At 69.6% G+C, this 14,619-nt stretch carries 14 protein-coding genes and 1 pseudogene; 6 read left to right on the top strand and 9 right to left on the bottom strand.

All coding sequences use genetic code 11. From position 1 onward, the window contains the following. The 3 genes from MFF56_RS09675 to MFF56_RS09685 all read right to left on the bottom strand — a co-directional run. Positions 1-2,251: efflux RND transporter permease subunit (locus MFF56_RS09675; protein ID WP_238229974.1), on the bottom strand; the 2,251-nt coding region annotated here is incomplete at its 3' end. Positions 2,252-2,263: 12 nt separating this feature from the next. After that, positions 2,264-4,003: an efflux RND transporter periplasmic adaptor subunit gene (locus MFF56_RS09680; protein WP_012455885.1), complete on the bottom strand. Its 1,740-nt coding sequence runs from the start codon at positions 4,001-4,003 to the stop codon at positions 2,264-2,266. Between the two features lie 85 nt (positions 4,004-4,088). After that, positions 4,089-4,538 carry a hypothetical protein gene (locus tag MFF56_RS09685; protein WP_238224428.1) on the bottom strand — a complete coding sequence of 150 codons (450 nt, stop codon included), beginning with the start codon at positions 4,536-4,538 and terminating at the stop codon, positions 4,089-4,091. Between the two features lie 888 nt (positions 4,539-5,426). Between MFF56_RS09685 and MFF56_RS09690 the strand changes: the two genes are divergently transcribed. Further along, positions 5,427-6,791: an efflux RND transporter periplasmic adaptor subunit gene (locus MFF56_RS09690; protein WP_003596971.1), complete on the top strand. Its 1,365-nt coding sequence runs from the start codon at positions 5,427-5,429 to the stop codon at positions 6,789-6,791. A 12-nt stretch (positions 6,792-6,803) separates the two neighbouring features. After that, positions 6,804-7,367 (top strand): annotated as a pseudogene (locus MFF56_RS09695) (efflux RND transporter permease subunit); the annotation flags it as partial. Here MFF56_RS09695 and MFF56_RS32275 read toward each other — a convergent pair. Then, positions 7,292-7,474: a hypothetical protein gene (locus MFF56_RS32275; RefSeq protein ID WP_017484334.1), complete on the bottom strand. Its 183-nt coding sequence runs from the start codon at positions 7,472-7,474 to the stop codon at positions 7,292-7,294. The pseudogene MFF56_RS09695 and the gene MFF56_RS32275 sit on opposite strands and share 76 nt — an antisense overlap. Before the next feature lie 35 nt (positions 7,475-7,509). Between MFF56_RS32275 and MFF56_RS32280 the strand changes: the two genes are divergently transcribed. Together MFF56_RS32280 and MFF56_RS09700 are read left to right on the top strand one after the other, a co-directional pair. Next, the gene (locus MFF56_RS32280) at positions 7,510-7,722 is read left to right on the top strand and encodes an efflux RND transporter permease subunit (protein WP_158022301.1); all 213 of its coding nucleotides are present in this window, start codon (positions 7,510-7,512) and stop codon (positions 7,720-7,722) included. A gap of 90 nt (positions 7,723-7,812) precedes the next feature. Next, positions 7,813-8,136: a YnfA family protein gene (locus tag MFF56_RS09700; RefSeq protein WP_003596966.1), complete on the top strand. Its 324-nt coding sequence runs from the start codon at positions 7,813-7,815 to the stop codon at positions 8,134-8,136. A gap of 127 nt (positions 8,137-8,263) precedes the next feature. Here the strand turns inward: MFF56_RS09700 and MFF56_RS09705 are convergent, their stop codons facing one another. The 4 genes from MFF56_RS09705 to MFF56_RS09720 all read right to left on the bottom strand — a co-directional run bounded on the left by MFF56_RS09705 (position 8,264) and on the right by MFF56_RS09720 (position 12,886). After that, positions 8,264-8,986, bottom strand: a complete 723-nt coding sequence (locus tag MFF56_RS09705; RefSeq protein WP_003596964.1) for a cytochrome c biogenesis CcdA family protein — start codon at positions 8,984-8,986, stop codon at positions 8,264-8,266. Positions 8,987-9,022: 36 nt separating this feature from the next. Then, entirely contained in the window at positions 9,023-10,090 is a 1,068-nt protein-coding gene (locus MFF56_RS09710) for a L,D-transpeptidase family protein (protein ID WP_012455884.1), read from the bottom strand. An 88-nt stretch (positions 10,091-10,178) separates the two neighbouring features. Continuing rightward, a complete protein-coding gene (gene lspA, locus MFF56_RS09715) occupies positions 10,179-10,691 on the bottom strand; it encodes a signal peptidase II (RefSeq protein WP_012455883.1) in 513 nt (170 codons plus the stop codon). Beyond that, positions 10,691-12,886, bottom strand: coding sequence for a heavy metal translocating P-type ATPase (locus tag MFF56_RS09720; RefSeq protein WP_012455882.1), 2,196 nt, complete (start codon positions 12,884-12,886; stop codon positions 10,691-10,693). The genes lspA and MFF56_RS09720 overlap by 1 nt, the downstream gene beginning before the upstream one ends. A 100-nt stretch (positions 12,887-12,986) precedes the next feature. Here MFF56_RS09720 and MFF56_RS09725 point away from each other — a divergent pair, with 100 nt between their 5' ends. Next, entirely contained in the window at positions 12,987-13,388 is a 402-nt protein-coding gene (locus tag MFF56_RS09725) for a MerR family transcriptional regulator (protein ID WP_003602894.1), read from the top strand. An 18-nt stretch (positions 13,389-13,406) separates the two neighbouring features. Here MFF56_RS09725 and MFF56_RS09730 read toward each other — a convergent pair whose 3' ends face one another. Next, the gene (locus MFF56_RS09730) at positions 13,407-13,595 is read right to left on the bottom strand and encodes a hypothetical protein (RefSeq protein WP_231343946.1); all 189 of its coding nucleotides are present in this window, start codon (positions 13,593-13,595) and stop codon (positions 13,407-13,409) included. A 272-nt stretch (positions 13,596-13,867) separates the two neighbouring features. Here MFF56_RS09730 and MFF56_RS09735 point away from each other — a divergent pair, with 272 nt between their 5' ends. Next, on the top strand, positions 13,868-14,608 hold the full coding sequence (locus MFF56_RS09735) for an NYN domain-containing protein (RefSeq protein ID WP_003602898.1): 741 nt from the start codon (positions 13,868-13,870) through the stop codon (positions 14,606-14,608). Positions 14,609-14,619: the final 11 nt, after the last annotated feature.

Genomic DNA, 14,619 nt, shown 5'->3' on the forward strand with positions numbered 1-14,619 from the left:
TCCGATGCCGGTCCGTCCACATCTGCTCTCTCCTCCGTCCTGCCAGACGGATCGTGTATTGGTGACACGAGACAGATGGGGACGGCCGGCGGAGGACCTCAAACAGGCTCTCAAGCTGCGGGATGCGCACCTGCCGCTCGACTTGCAGGTCCGCGAGACCCGGGATCGAGGCCATGCGGTCGCGCAGGGAGTTCGCGACCCGCCGCAGGGCGTCGAGGTCGTCGCCGAACACCTTGAGCGCGATCTCGGCCCGCACGCCCGAGAGCATGTGGTCGAGCCTGTGCGAGATCGGCTGGCCGACGTTGACCGCCACCGGAAGGGCGGCGAGGCGCCCGCGGATGTCGGCGACCAGCGCCTCCTTCGGACGCTTCGTACCTTCGTCGAGCGCCACGTCGATCTCGGAGGAGTGGACGCCCTCGGCGTGCTCGTCGAGTTCGGCCCGACCGGTCCGGCGGCCCACCGCCTTCACGCCCGGGATGTCCAGGAGCAGCTTCTCGGCGATCAGCCCGACCCGGTTGCTCTCGGCGAGCGAGATGCCCGGGTTGAAGGTCATGCTGACCGTGAACGAGCCCTCGTTGAACGGAGGCAGGAAGGCCCGGGGCAGGTTCCAGGCGGCGACGCCCGCGGCGGCGACCGCCACGGCGACGCTTCCGACGAGCCAGCCCTTGTGCCGGAAGGCGACCCGCAGCAGGGCGGCGTTGCCCCGCTTGAGCAGCTTGAGGAAGCGGCTGTCGTGCTCCTCAAGGTTCCTGAGCCCCGGGAGCAGCAGCGACGCCAGCACCGGCGTCAGGGTGATGGAGGTGAGCAGGCTCGCCAGGATGGAGATGATGTAGGCCTGCCCCAGGGGTGCGAAGAGCCGGCCCTCGATGCCCGAGAGGGCGAAGAGCGGCACGAACACCAGGATGATGATCAGCGTCGCGTAGACGATGCCGGAGCGCACCTCGTTCGAGGCCTCCACCACCACCTGGAACACGCTCTTCGGGTTGCCGGCCTTTCGGTTCTCGCCGAGCCGCCGGTAGATGTTCTCGACATCGACCACCGCGTCGTCGACGAGCTCGCCGATGGCGATGGCCAGGCCCCCGAGCGTCATCGTGTTGATGGACAGCCCGAACAGGTGGAACACCACCGCGGTCGTCAGCACCGAGACCGGGATGGCGAGCAGCGAGATCGCCGTGGTGCGCACGTTCAGCAGGAAGGCGAACAGCACCACCGCCACGACCAGCACGGCCTCGACGAGGACGCGCTCGACGTTGCGGATCGAGGTCTCGATGAAGTCTGCCTGCCGGAACAGCACTTGGTCGGCCTTGATGCCGCCGGGCAGGTTCGGGTTGAGTTCCTTCAGTGCGGTCTCGATGCTGCGGGTCAGCCGCACGGTGTCGACGTCGGGTTGTTTCTCGACCGAGACGATGACCGCTGGCTTGGCCATGTAGCCGGCGTCGCCCCGCTTCACCTTCGCGGCAAAGGACACCTCCCCGACCTGGCGCAGGTATACAGGCGTGTCGGCGACCGTCGCGACCACGAGGTTGCGCAGGTCGTCGAGGCTCATGGTCCGGCCGATGCTCCGGATCAGGTACTCGCGGGCGTTCTGATCGGTGAAGCCGCCGCCGGCGTTGGTGCCGAACTGCGCCAGCGCCGTCTCCAGCTGGGCATTGGTCACCCCGAGCGCGCGCATCGCCGCTGGGTTGGGGCTGACCCGGAACTGGCGCACCTCGCCGCCGATGGGGATGACCTGCGCCACGCCCGGAATGGTCAGCAGGCGCGGCCGGATGGTGAAGTCGGCGACCTCGCGCACCTGCATGGGGGTCGCGGTCTCGCTGGTGACCGCCACCAGCAGGATCTGGCCCATGATCGAGGAGACAGGGCCCATCACAGGGGTGACGCCGCGGGGCAGCTGGTCCTGGACGAGGGACAGGCGCTCCGCGACCTGCTGCCGGTTCCGATAGATGTCGGTCCCCCAGTCGAACTCGACGTAGGTGATGGACAGGCCCACGCCCGAGACCGAGCGCACGCGGGTCACGCCGGGGAGACCGTTCATCCGGGTCTCGATGGGATAAGTGACGAGTTGCTCGACCTCCTGGGGGGCGTACCCTTCCGCCTCCGTCATGACCGTGACGGTGGGTCTGTTGAGGTCGGGAAAGACGTCGACCGGCAGCTTGGTCGCGGTGAAGGCGCCGTACAGTACCAGCACCGCGGCGAGCGCGAGGACGAGCAGGCGGTTGCGGACCGACTGGCTGACGAGGAAGGTGAACATCGGGCGGCCTCCTCAGCGAACCTGGTCGAGGAGTTCGGCGCCCTGGGTCACGACCCGCTTACCGGACCCGATCCCCTCGGCCACGAGCACCCGGCCGCCGTCGAGCGGCTCGACCCGAACGGGCCGCGCCTCGAAGCGCTCGGCGGTGGTGTGCTCGTAGACGACGTCCTGCCCGTTGCCGGTGCGCACCACGGCAGAGCGCGGCAGCGCCAGGCCGGCCTGCTCGGTGTCGGTCCCGGCCAGCACCGTGACGAACTGGCCGACCCGCAGGCCGGAGGCGTCGCCCTGGACCGCGAACTGGACCGGTATGGCCTGGTTGCGGTCGGCGAGCCCCGTGCCCTGGTAGGCGAGCTTCAGGGTCCGTCCGTCGGCGAGACGGGCCGTAGCGTTCTGCGCCGCGGTCAGAGCGTCGAAGCTGAGGGCCTCGACCCAGAGGCGGTTTGGATCGACGATCTGGAAGACCATGGCGCCGGGCGCCGCCATCTGCCCGGCCACTGCGGTCGCCTGCGCCACCACGCCGTCGACGGGCGAGACCAGGGCCTCGGGCTGCTGGCGGATCTTGTCGAGGGCCGCGCGGCGGTCGTGCAGGCCATTGAGCTCCGCGACCGCGTCGTCGAGCTGGGTCGTGGCGACGGCGCCGGTCGTGGCGAGCTTCCGGTAGCGCTCGACCCGGCGCTCGACGATGGCGATCTGCTGGTCGAGTTCGCCCTGGCGCTGGCGCATGTCGGAGACGTCGACGGCCTGGACCGGCGGCGTCACCGTGGCGAGCACGTCGCCCTTGCGAACCTTCGTGCCGAGGCGAGGGAAGACGCCGGACGGCGGTGGCGAGATCCGTCCGCCGACCGAGGACTGGACGACGCCGCTGGCGTTCGGGTCCGGGATGATGCGGCCCGGCAACTCGACCGAGCGGTGGAAGCTGCCCTGCTCGGTCATGATGGTGCGCAGGACCAGCAGCCGTTGCGTCGGCTTCGGCACGAAGACGGAGCCGTCGGGCAGGCGCTGCGCGAGGTCCGACGAGGCCGGCGTCGTCTGGCGCGGCTCGATCAGGGCGGCGCCCTCAACGGTTGAGCCGTGGTCCTCGTCGCCGTGCGCGAAGGCGGCGGTGCCGAGGACGAGGGTGATGCCGATGGCGACCAGCGCCACCGCCGGCGCGCCACGGCGCCCGCGTGCGAGCGCCGTCACGAGCACGCCGAGCAGGAAGGCGACGGCGACCGCGGCCACCAGGGCCGGGTCCTTGGCCATCAGCCGTTCCCTGATGCCGTGGGCGACCTCGGAGACGCGCGCCAGGGCAGCCTGAGCCGGGGCCGGCTTGGCAGGCGCCGCGGCCGCGGCGACCTTCGGGTCGGGCACTGTGACCGCCACGGTCAGCACATCGACCGCGTCCCCGGCCGTGACGGTCGCGAGGAGCTCGTGCCGGCCGGGCTTCGACAGCCACGGGACCGGCAGCGCGTAGCCGCCGTCGGTCGTGGCGGTCGCGACCCTGGGACCGTCCGGCGTCTCGACCTCGATGGTCGCGCCGGGCACCGGCTCGTTCGTCCGGAAGCGGTCGAGGAACAGCGTCAGGGTGCCGTCGCGCGGGACGGCGACGAGTTCGAAGGCGTCCGAAAGCGCCTCGCCGCGCGGCGCGATGGTCTTCGAGAGGGGCGGCGGCACGGCGCCGTGGTCGTGGCCCTCGTGGGCAAGCGCAGGCCCCGTTAGGACGGCAGCAAGCAGCGCCACCACGCCATAGGCGGCGGCAAAACGGGTCGACATGAATAGGAATCCTCGCGTCGGGAAGTCCGGACGGCGCCGATAGCGGGCGCATTCCGGGCGTCGCGCGCCTCAGGCGCGCCCTACTTCACGCGAGGGTTCGTGGGGGCTCGGGCAGGGCCTCGGGGTCGACGCCTGAACGGGCATCGACGTCGTGCGGGATCAGCACGACGTTCCCAGACAGGGGCCTGGAAAGCGACGCGGCGCCGGCGACGACGCCGGACGGGCAGCATACCATCGTCCCGCAGCATGAGCCCCTGCAGCCGACAGGGCAGCATCTCCCACCGGCATCGTCAGCCTGCAGCGAAGACAGCGGCTCGGCTGCCGGGGATTGTCCGTCGAGCGCAAGCCGGGTTTCGGCAGGGCCACCGACGATGCGGGACGGGAGGGTAATCGGCCTCGTCGCGACGGGAGGCGCTGCGTTCGCCTGAGTCGTTGATTGATGACGACCGTGGTGGGCATGGCCGTCGTGGGCTTGGACGGCAGACGGCGCGACGTAGGCGATGATCGCGAGGATCACCACCGCCGTCAGGCGCATGATTTGCCGGTCGAGGCTTATGAGGTCTGGCTTACACCGATTTCGGTGGCGGGACCATGTCCGCATGTGAAACGAAAATGGGGGGATGAAGGTTTGGTTGCCGCTGCGGCATTTCAAGCTGCCGCGAGCAGCGGCTCAGCCGGATCCGCGGCCACGGACACGAGATCGGCCCGCAAATTGATCCCGACTTGAGCGCACGGCTCGATGGCTTGGATGGTGCAGGTGATGGGCTTGGTGCAGCCGCCGCATCCGATCTTGTAACGGAACAGGACGCGCTTTCTTTGATGACGTGCCGCGGGTAGTGGGGCTTCCCGATTTGGGAGGGTCGGGGCGTGATGGTTGTTCTTGTGCGAACAAACCAAAATCGCGCATAAGAACCTCGATGGGTGTCGGCGGTTGGCATAGGCGTTGTGCCGTGTTGCAGGAGTGGTGCGCATTCGGTGCCCGCGCGCTCTTGCTTGCCCTGGCCATGTTCATCGTTTCGACCGTTGCGGGCTCCGGCGACGATCTTGCTGATCATGGCGGCCGCTACCAAAACGCAATCGGTGTGGGGACGCTAGTCACGCCCATGCCCACCGAGGCCGGCAATCCGGGTTTGGCCTGCCGCCTCCTTTGTGGCTGCCATCAGGTGGCCCCTCTCCAAGTCTCCTCCCACGTCACGCCGTCGACGGAGTTCGCCGGCCTGGGCTTTTCCTGGGTGGCCGAGGTTCCGACCTCCGTCACTCCCGACCGACTGGCGAGACCGCCCCGCGCGTAAGGTGACGCCGCGCTCCCAAGAGCGCGTTCGCCCGGCCCACATCTCGGCGCCGGTTCGTCCATCACCTGATCCAACGGGAACGACCGTGACCGCCCAAGCAGGCCGTCCGGCGTCCTTGTCGAGCGGCCCCCATGCGCCTCCTCCTGTTCGCGGTCCTCCTGGCCACCGGCATCGCCATAGGCGCAGCCGTCCCCGCCGTCGCCCGCTTCGTCAGGGACAATCTGGCCGCCGCCGGGCTGCCGAAAGACCTGTTCACCATCACCGTGCCACCCATCACCGCCAACCACGAACCCTCGAAGGCTGGGACGCCGCCCGACGGAGATGACGACGTCAAGAAGCCGGGAACCCCCAAGGCCACGAACGGCCACGAGATCGGGAAGCACGGGTACGAGCCGGGCGAGGAGCACCCCGAGAAGGGCGCAATCCGGATGGGACCCGAGGAGGTGGCGGCGCTCAACATCTCGGTCGTGAAAGTCGAGGGCGGCACGCTCGCCCGGCACCTCCTGGTACCCGGCGCCATCACCCCCGACACCGACCGGATCGCGCGCGTCCCGGCCCGGGTCGTGGGTACCGTCACGGAGATGCGCAAGCGCCTCGGCGACCGGGTTGCCAAGGACGAGATCGTCGCCGTCCTCGAAAGCCGTGACGTCGCCGACGCCAAGAGCGAGTACCTCATCGCCTCGGTACGCGCCGAGCTGGAGAAGACCAACTTCGACCGGCAGCAGGCGCTCTGGGACAAGCGCATCTCGTCGGAGCAGGTCTACCTGCGGACCAGGGCAACCTACACGGAAGCCACCTTGCGCGTCGACCTCGCCAGCCAGAAGCTGTCCGCCCTCGGGCTGAGCGCGACCGATGTCGCAGCCGCACAGAAACGAGAAGGTGCCACCCTGAACCAATCCACCCTGCGCCGGTACGAGCTCCGCTCGTCGCTCGCCGGCCGGGTCGTCGAGCGCAAGGTCGAGGTCGGGACGACGGTCGGCGGCAAGGGCGACCCCGCCGACATCTACACCGTCGCCGACCTCTCGACCGTATGGATCGAGCTGTCGGTGCCGACACACGAGCTCGCCATGGTTCGGGAGGGCGCACCCGTAGCTGTCACCCATGCCCATGAGGCCGGCGGCCGCCATGCCGACGGCAAGGTCGTCTTCGTCAGCCCGTTCTTGAACCCGGACACCCGCTCGGCGCGGGTCATCGTCGCCCTGCCGAACCCTGACCTTGCATGGCGCCCCGGCGCCTTCGTCACTGCCGGGGTGGAGATCGCGAACGACGCGGTCGAGGTGCACGTCCCGAAGGCCGCCCTGCAGACGGTCGGGGGCGAGCGCGTCGTTTTCGTGCGCACTGAGGAGGGCTTCGAGAAGCGGGAGGTCGAGCTCGGACGCTCGGACGACGATTCCTACGAGGTCGTCTCCGGACTGAAGTCGGGCGCCACCATCGCGGTTGCCAACTCCTTCATCCTCAAGGCCGAGCTCCGCAAATCCGAAGCGGGCGACGACTGAGGGCGACCGGACCTGATCTCCCGTATCCTCGCCTTCCCCGTTCGACAGGGCTGGCTCGACTTCGTGCCCGATATCAACAGCAACCAGGTGCTGTTCAACACCGTCGCGCCCACGCTCTCGCCCTTCGATATCGAGAAGCAGGTGACCTGACCGGTCGAGACCACGCTCGCCGGCATCAAGGGTTCGGAATACATCCGTTTGCGTTCGCGTAACGACTTCTCCCAGGTCACGGCGGTCTTCGCCGACGAGGTCAAGGTCTACTTCGCCCGCCGCCAGTTGGTGGAGCGCCTAGGCGAGGCGCGCGAGGGGCGGCCGTCCGAATTCCAGCCTCATATGGGGCCGATCATGACCGGCCTCGACGAGATATTCATGTGGACCGTGCGCTACACGGCGCCCGACGCGTGGAAGGCGTCGTGTTTAGGCGAACCGGGCTGGCAATCGGACGACAGATACCTGACACCTGAGGGACTGGGGCTGAGGACGGAGCTGGAGAAGGCCGCCTACCTGCGGACCTTCCAGGAATGGATCGTCCGGCCGCAGATCAAGACCGTGCCGGGCGTGGCCAGGGTCGAGGGCAAGATGTTCGAGCCGATGGCGCCGACCGTCATCATCGCGCTCGTTGCCGCCTTCGTCCTGTCGCTGACCTTCGTGCCGGCGCTGATCGCCATCCTGAAGGACGCCATGACCGCGCTTGTTGCCCTCGCTCGGGTTCGTCCCGGTGACGCTGGCGGCGGGGACCGGCACGGAGGTCCAGAAGCCGCTCGCGACCGTGTTCATCCGCGGCTTGATCAGCGCCACCATGCTGACCCTGGTCGTACTTCCGGCCCTCTATGCGCGCTTCGGCGGCGCCCGCGCCACGGCGCCGGTCAGCCATGACGAGGACGACGGTGGCGCCGCTCTGTTCCGGCAGGTCGCCGAACAGTATCCGTGAGCACCACGCGAACCAGCGGCAGTCCTATCAGGATCGCGGACCTCGCATTGCAAGCTTGACAGACTTCAAGAGCAACGAGACCACTCAGAAATGACGACCTTCCTCGCCTATGCGGGCGCGGCCCTCGCCGAAATCGTTGGATGCTTCGCGTTCTGGGCCTGGCTGCGCCTGGACAGATCACCCCTCTGGTTGCTCCCCGGCATGGCATCGCTTGCGCTCTTCGCCTACCTGCTTACCTTAGTCGAGAGCGAGGCGGCAGGCAGGGCTTATGCGGCCTACGGAGGCATCTACATCGTGGCGGCCATCCTCTGGCTATGGGGTGCGGAAGGCTACCGTCCGGACCGATGGGACGTTACGGGCGGTGCGATCTGCCTCGTCGGCATGACGGTGATCCTGTTCGGCCCACGCCCCTGAGGCCCTCGCGGCGATGCGCGCGGCTTACCCAGGATAGTGCCGAATCTTGTTCTTCAACAAGGGTCGGCTCACGCTCGTGGCAGCCTGCAGTCGCATGCTCAACAGCACGCCTGCGGAGGACCATGCCTCAACCGATCCGCCCAAGCACGGGGAAGGCCTCCACGAGGAGGGAAGCCACGGCGCTCATGCGGTCGGTCACCATCAGCAGCCCCATCGCCACCATCACGCCCCCGCCAACGAGCTGAAGCGCACGACCGAACCAGCGTAGGGTCCGAAGGCGCGCGACGAAGCCTGACAGGAAAAGGGCCGCCGCCACGAACGGCACGCCAAGCCCGAGCGAGTAGACGGTGAGCAGGGCGACGCCCTTGCCCGCGGCCGAGGAGGCCGTGACTGCCAGGATGGCACCGAGGACGGGACCGATGCATGGGGTCCATCCGAAGGCGAAGGCCGTTCCGAGGAGATAGGCGGCGACGGGCCCCTGACCCGGCGGATCGCCGTGCCAGCGCAGCTCACGCTGCAGCCAGGCGGGCCGCAGCAGACCGGCCGTGAACAGGCCGAACAGGATCACCAGCAAGCCCGAGGCGAGGTTCAGCGCCTCGCGATGGGCGAGCAGGGCGAAGCCGAGCGCGCTCGCCCCCGCGCCGAACGCGACGAAGACGGTCGTGAACCCGAGCACGAAGCAAAGGCTCAGGCCGAGCGTGCGCAGGCTGTCGCGCTCGCCGGCGGCCGACTGCCCCGCGACGTACGACACGTAGCCCGGAACGAGGGGCAGCACGCAGGGCGATAGGAACGACACGGCGCCGGCCGCGAAGGCCGCCAGGAAGCCCACGCTTGAGGCGTCGATGGCCATCGGTTCAGCCCCGGCGGAATGATGGACGCAGGATCGTCACTCCTGACCGGCCCCGGCCGCGGCGAAGATCTTGAGAAGGCGTTGGCGCTCCGCCTCGGTCCCGCCGGGCCCCGCCGGCTTGCGTGCCGCCGCACCCCGGACCGGCTCCCGCTTGCCGGCGAGAGCAACCGGGCCCGCGGCCGGCACGGCGACCTCACGCGGCCCTGCGGCCAGAGCCTCGGGGCGGCTCACCTCGCCGAGACCGCCTCCGGCCGCGACCATGGTCTCTCGGAACGACCGGTGCTGGCCGCCGTCCTCGTACACCAGCCGGACGGCGGGCGTCCCGCTCGCCACGAGGGCGGCGACCTGCCGCTCGTCATCCGCCTGCCTCCGCGCGACCGCGCCAGCGGTGGCCTCGTCGCCGGCATCGAACACGTATCGGCCATCGGCGACGCCGACGCCCTGCTCGGCCCCCGTGACCTCGAACCGGTCGGACCCCTCCTTGAGGTTCCTCCAGAACGCGATGTTCGGGTCCTGGCGATGCCGGGCCAAGTTCTCCGGCGTCATGCGGAACGGGTAGGACTGGAACTGGACGGCGCGCTGGCCGCCCGCGAAGGCCTCCCGCACCACGGCATAGAGTTCCGAGATCACCTCGTCCGTCATCGCGAAGCAGCCCCGCGACGAGCACGAGCCGTGCACCATCAGGTGCGCGCCGGTGCGTCCCAGGGAGCGGTCGTACTCGTTCGGGTACCCGAGATTGAACGAGAGATAGAGGCTCGAATTCGGGTTCATGGACGCGGGCGTCACCGCGTAGAAGCCCTCCGGCGCCTGCCGGTCCCCCTCCCGGGTCTTGGGCCCCAGCTGACCCGACCAGCGGCACATCGCGTAGGTCTTCAGGAGGGCGTACTTGCCGTCCGTGCCGCGCTTCCAGAGCTCGATCTCGGACTCCTTCTTGTAGGCCCGCATCAGGATCGGATCCGCCGGCGAGACACCCTTGGCCGACATCAGGGCCAGGGTCGCCGGCGGGATCGGCGCGAGGTGGCGCGTCGAGGCCGCGTACTGGCCGTCCTGGCAGGCGGACAGCGCCAGGAGGAGGGCCAGACCGAGCGTTGTCGTCTTCAGCATGTCGGCCTCGCCGAGGTCGGCCTCCGAGCCTGGGCTCGAAGGGTTGATGACAGGTTGCCGTGGCTGCGGTTCGGCGGAAGCGGGCCGCTTACGGGATCGGATCCCCGGCGCTGCGATGCCTCCGCCGCAGGGGAAGTCCGTCGAGGAGCAGCAGCACCACGCCTGTCGAGATCCAGACGTCCGCCAAATTGAAGGTGAACCAGCGGATGCCGCCGGTGTGCAGGTCGAGGTAGTCCGTGACGACGCCGTCCATGAGCCGGTCGACGAAGTTGCCGGCGGCCCCGCCCGCTATCGCGGCGAGCCCGAGGCGTTCGAGCCCGCCGCCCGCGGCCAGGGCCCAGCCGGCCACGAGGCAGGTGAGCGTGCCCTGGATGGCGAGGAGCAGTGCCAGGGAGGACGGGTCGTGCGCCGGGAACAGGCTGAAGCTGATGCCGTAGTTGAATGACAGGCTCAGGTCGACGAAGGGCAGTGCGCCCCTGACGGCGCCTTCCTCCAGCCACGCCTCGGCCACCGCCTTGGCGACGAGGTCTATGGCCGCGGCGGCCCCCGCCACCCCGGCCACGGTCGCCGCCCGGCCGGCCCACCCTGACAGGGAGATCATCAGGCCCTCAGGAGACGGAGCGCGTTGGCCGTCACCAGGACGGTCGCGCCGGTGTCGGCCAGGATGGCCGGCCAGAGGCCGGTGATGCCTGCGACGGTCGTCATTAGGAACACGGCCTTCAGGCCGAGGGCGATCGCGACGTTCTGGCGGATATTGCCCAGGGTCGCCCGAGAGAGGGAGACCAGCGCCGCCACGTCGCCCACCCGGTCGTTCAGCACCGCCGCGTCCGCCGTTTCCAGGGCCGCGTCGGTGCCGCCGCCCATCGCGATGCCGACGCTGGCGGCGGCGAGCGCCGGCGCGTCGTTAATGCCGTCGCCGACCATCGCCACCGGAGCCGCCGCCTTCAGGGCCGCGATCTCGGCGAGCTTGTCCTGGGGCAGGAGCTCGGCCTTCACGTCGAGCCCGAGTTCGGACGCGACCGCCTCGCCCGTGCGCCGGTTGTCGCCGGTCAGCATCACGCTGCGGACGCCGAGCTTCCGCAGGGCCGAGATGCCGGCCGCCGCGTCGGCGCGGGGCTCGTCCCGGACCGAGATGGCGCCCAAGGCCTCGGCGCCGCGGACGACGATGACCACCGTCTTGCCGCCGGCTTCCAGGTCCGCGACCGCGCGCTCGGCCTCGGGGCCGAGCCGCGCGCTCTCGGCGGCGTGGCGTGGGGAGGCGACGAGCACCGTCTGACCCATCACCGTGGCCGACACCGCCTTGCCGGGGATGGCGCGGGCGTCCCGCGTCGGGCGCAGCGGCACCCCGTCCGCGCTCGCCCGGTCGAGGATGGCCCGGGCGATGGGGTGGCCGCTTCCGCTCTCGACCGCGGCAGCCAACCCGAGAAGCGAGCGCTCCGACGCGTCCGGGGCGAAGACCAGGATGTCCGAGACCCGCGGCCGTCCGGCGGTCAGCGTCCCGGTCTTGTCGAACGCGACCGTGTGCACCCGCCCGATGACCTCCAGTGCGGCGCCGCCCTTGACGAGCAGCCCGCGTCGCGCACCGGCGGCCAGTCCGGAGGCGATGGCCGCGGGGGTCGAGAGCACCAGCGCGCAGGGGCAGGCGATGAGGAGGAGCGCCAGGCCCCGGTAGATCCAGGTGCCCCAATCGGCGCCGAGCAGCGGCGGCACGACCGCAACGGCGGCCGCGAACGCGAACGCGATGGGCGTGTAGACCGCGCTGAACCGGTCGATGAAGCGCGCCGTGGGCGACTTCGACGCCTGCGCCTCCTCGACGAGGTGCAGGATGCGGGCGACTGTGTTGTCGGCCGCCGTCTTTGTGACCCGGACCTGGAGCGCGCCATCGGCGTTGACGCTGCCGGCGTAGACCGGGTCGCCGACCTCCTTGGGCTTCGGGACCGATTCGCCAGTGATGGGGGACTCGTCCAGGCTCGACGCGCCGTCGGTGATCACCCCGTCGGCAGGCACACGGTCGCCCGGCCTCACGACCACGACTTGCCCGATGGCCAGCGACGCAGCGGCCACCTCGCGGATGGTGCCATTGGCCTCGTCGACGAGGCGGGCGGTCTTCGGCACCAGGGCGGCGAGCGCCTTGATGCCGGCACGCGCCCGGCCCGCCGCCACGACCTCCAGCATCTCGCCGACCGTGAAGAGCAGCACGACGATGGCGGCCTCCTCGGCGGCGTGGATGGCGAGCGCCCCCGCGGTGGCGACCGACATCAGCATCTCGATGGAGAAGGGCGTGCCGGCCAACGCCGCCACGGCCGCGCGGCGGCCGTAATAGGCGAGCCCGACGAGCGCCCCTGGCCAGTAGGCGTACTCGCCCGCCAGGCCCGGCGCGATCCGCTCGACCAGGAAGCCGGCGGCGAACAGGGCGCCGATCAGGATGCCCAGCCGCGCCTTCCGGCTCCGCCAGAGCGGCGGCTCAGGCTCCTCCGCGGTCCCGGCGGGCGGGGCGCCGCCCGAGGCTTGGGCCATGGCTAAGTCCGCGGCCGTGGGGAGCAGCGCGACGCCGTAGCCCAGGCGCTCGATACGCCCCTCCAATTCGGTCCTCGGCGTCGCAGCCTCATCGAGCGCGAGGTCGAGGACTTGGCTGCCGTAGTTCACGCGCACGTCCGCGACGCCCGGCAGCCGGGAGACGGCGGTCTCGATCTTCCCGGCGCAGGTCGGGCAGTCCATGCCCTTGACCCTGTAGCGCAGGGCCTGCGGACCGTTCGTGGGGAAGGATGTGCGGTCCGCGCCGGCGGCCTGGCTCATGGTGCGCTCCGTTCGCCGGGCTCCTGGTCCGGACTGGGAAGGCCCCCTACATGCACCCTGTAGTCACTACAGGGTCAAGGCCGTGCGGAGCGCTTCTTCCATGACCATCGGCAGCCTCGCGGAGGCCACGCAGACCCGTGTCGAAACGGTCCGGTGGTACGAGAAGGTCGGGTTGCTGCCCCCGCCGGCGCGGTCGAGCGGCAACTACCGGCTCTACGGGCCCGAACACCTGCGCCGGCTGAGCTTCATCCGCCGCGGTCGCGCCCTCGGCTTCACCGTGGAGCAGATCCGGGACCTGCTCGCCTTGGCGGACGACCGGGATCGCTCCTGCGGCGAGGTCGACACCATCGCCCGCGCCCATCTCGCCCACGTGGAGCGCAAGCTGGCCGACCTGACCCGGCTCGCCTCGGAACTCCGCGAGGTCATCGGCCAGTGCGGCTGCGGGTCGGTCTCCGACTGCCGCATCATCGAGGCGCTATCGCCGTTGGGTGAACCCGCGTGAGCGATCTGGGCGCGGGGGTCAGCGAGCGACGTAGGGCATCATCAGCACTCGGCTCTCGAACAGCCCCTTGGCCGCGAACCCGCAGCACGCGACGGCGAGGACAGCGACCGTGATCGCGACGAAGGCTCGGCGCGCGGCGGTCCGGACGTGCGGCCTGATGCGACGGCGGCGGCCCGCGTTCCTCTGGCCCCAGGAATGGCGTTCCACGCGAACCGCCCCGTTCCGCCCGACGAGCATCGCAGGCTTGCCACCGCGACCTTAAGAGGCCCGGGGATAACATGCCGGCGGCCAAAGCCCGAAGGGCCGGCGCGGTCAACTCGCGAGAGACAAAAAGACAGTACTACGCGAGGCGAACTCAGGATAGAACAGCCTCGGAAACCAAGAAGCCCACAGGTTGGAACCTGTGGGCTTCACACGGGCCGGAACCCATGGGTTGCTGACGGCGCACCGTTCAGCGTTGACGGATCGGATATGAGTGCATGGAGCTGGATAGTCAAGCGGGAAAATCCAGGATCCGGGCTGCACTCTACATCGATGGCTTCAATTTGTATCATTCCGTCAATGATTTAGGAGAGCCCTTTCTGAAGTGGTGCAACTTCTGGAAGCTGGGGGAGTCGATCATCTCGCGCCAGTCGGAGGAGCTCGTTCGCGTCGTGTTCTGCACGGCCTATTACCCGGGCGATCACAGCAAGAAAATCCGCCACGAGCGCCTGGTCCGCGCCCTCAAACTGGTCGGCGTTGAGACCGTCCTCGGCCACTTCAGCCATGAAGACGCCAAGTGCCGGGACTGTGGCTCCACTTGGCAGAAGCCGACCGAGAAGGCGACGGACATCAATCTCGCGCTTAGCGTCTATGACGACGCAGTACAGGACGTCATGGATACTGCATATCTCCTGACCGCCGATACGGACCAGGCGGCGACAGCCAAGCTGTTCGCCAAGCGCTTTCCCGGCAAGAAGCTCGTCAGCGTCAGCCCCCCGGGCCGGACCCACTCGCAGCACATCCTGTCGCACACCCCGCACAAGATCGCGCTTAACCGGGAGCATATCGAGAGGGCGCTGTTCCCGGGGCTCGTCACCGCGGAGGGGCAGGCCTCCGTCATGCGCCCGCACGAGTACGACCCGCCGGCCGGCTACGTGATGTGGGACCAGCGTCCGAAGCCCGCGCCCAAGTCGGGGGCGAAGGCGGCCGCGCCGGCGGCGGCGATGCCCGAGCGCTGAATCCGCCGTGG

Source organism: Methylobacterium hispanicum, from assembly GCF_022179285.1.
GTDB classification, from domain to species: Bacteria; Pseudomonadota; Alphaproteobacteria; order Rhizobiales; family Beijerinckiaceae; genus Methylobacterium; species Methylobacterium hispanicum.

What these genes read in the sequence shown, in the direction of transcription:
- MFF56_RS32275 (WP_017484334.1), bottom strand. Translation starts at nt 7,474, where the DNA reads ATGGCGTCCTTCAGGATGGCGATCAGCGCCGGCACGAAGGTCAGCGAC.
- MFF56_RS09710 (WP_012455884.1), bottom strand. Translation starts at nt 10,090, where the DNA reads ATGCTGAAGACGACAACGCTCGGTCTGGCCCTCCTCCTGGCGCTGTCC.
- MFF56_RS09680 (WP_012455885.1), bottom strand. Translation starts at nt 4,003, where the DNA reads ATGTCGACCCGTTTTGCCGCCGCCTATGGCGTGGTGGCGCTGCTTGCT.
- MFF56_RS09725 (WP_003602894.1), top strand. Translation starts at nt 12,987, where the DNA reads ATGACCATCGGCAGCCTCGCGGAGGCCACGCAGACCCGTGTCGAAACG.
- MFF56_RS09690 (WP_003596971.1), top strand. Translation starts at nt 5,427, where the DNA reads ATGCGCCTCCTCCTGTTCGCGGTCCTCCTGGCCACCGGCATCGCCATA.
- MFF56_RS09705 (WP_003596964.1), bottom strand. Translation starts at nt 8,986, where the DNA reads ATGGCCATCGACGCCTCAAGCGTGGGCTTCCTGGCGGCCTTCGCGGCC.
- MFF56_RS09700 (WP_003596966.1), top strand. Translation starts at nt 7,813, where the DNA reads ATGACGACCTTCCTCGCCTATGCGGGCGCGGCCCTCGCCGAAATCGTT.
- MFF56_RS09685 (WP_238224428.1), bottom strand. Translation starts at nt 4,538, where the DNA reads ATGCGCCTGACGGCGGTGGTGATCCTCGCGATCATCGCCTACGTCGCG.
- MFF56_RS09720 (WP_012455882.1), bottom strand. Translation starts at nt 12,886, where the DNA reads ATGAGCCAGGCCGCCGGCGCGGACCGCACATCCTTCCCCACGAACGGT.
- MFF56_RS09735 (WP_003602898.1), top strand. Translation starts at nt 13,868, where the DNA reads ATGGAGCTGGATAGTCAAGCGGGAAAATCCAGGATCCGGGCTGCACTC.
- lspA (WP_012455883.1), bottom strand. Translation starts at nt 10,691, where the DNA reads ATGATCTCCCTGTCAGGGTGGGCCGGCCGGGCGGCGACCGTGGCCGGG.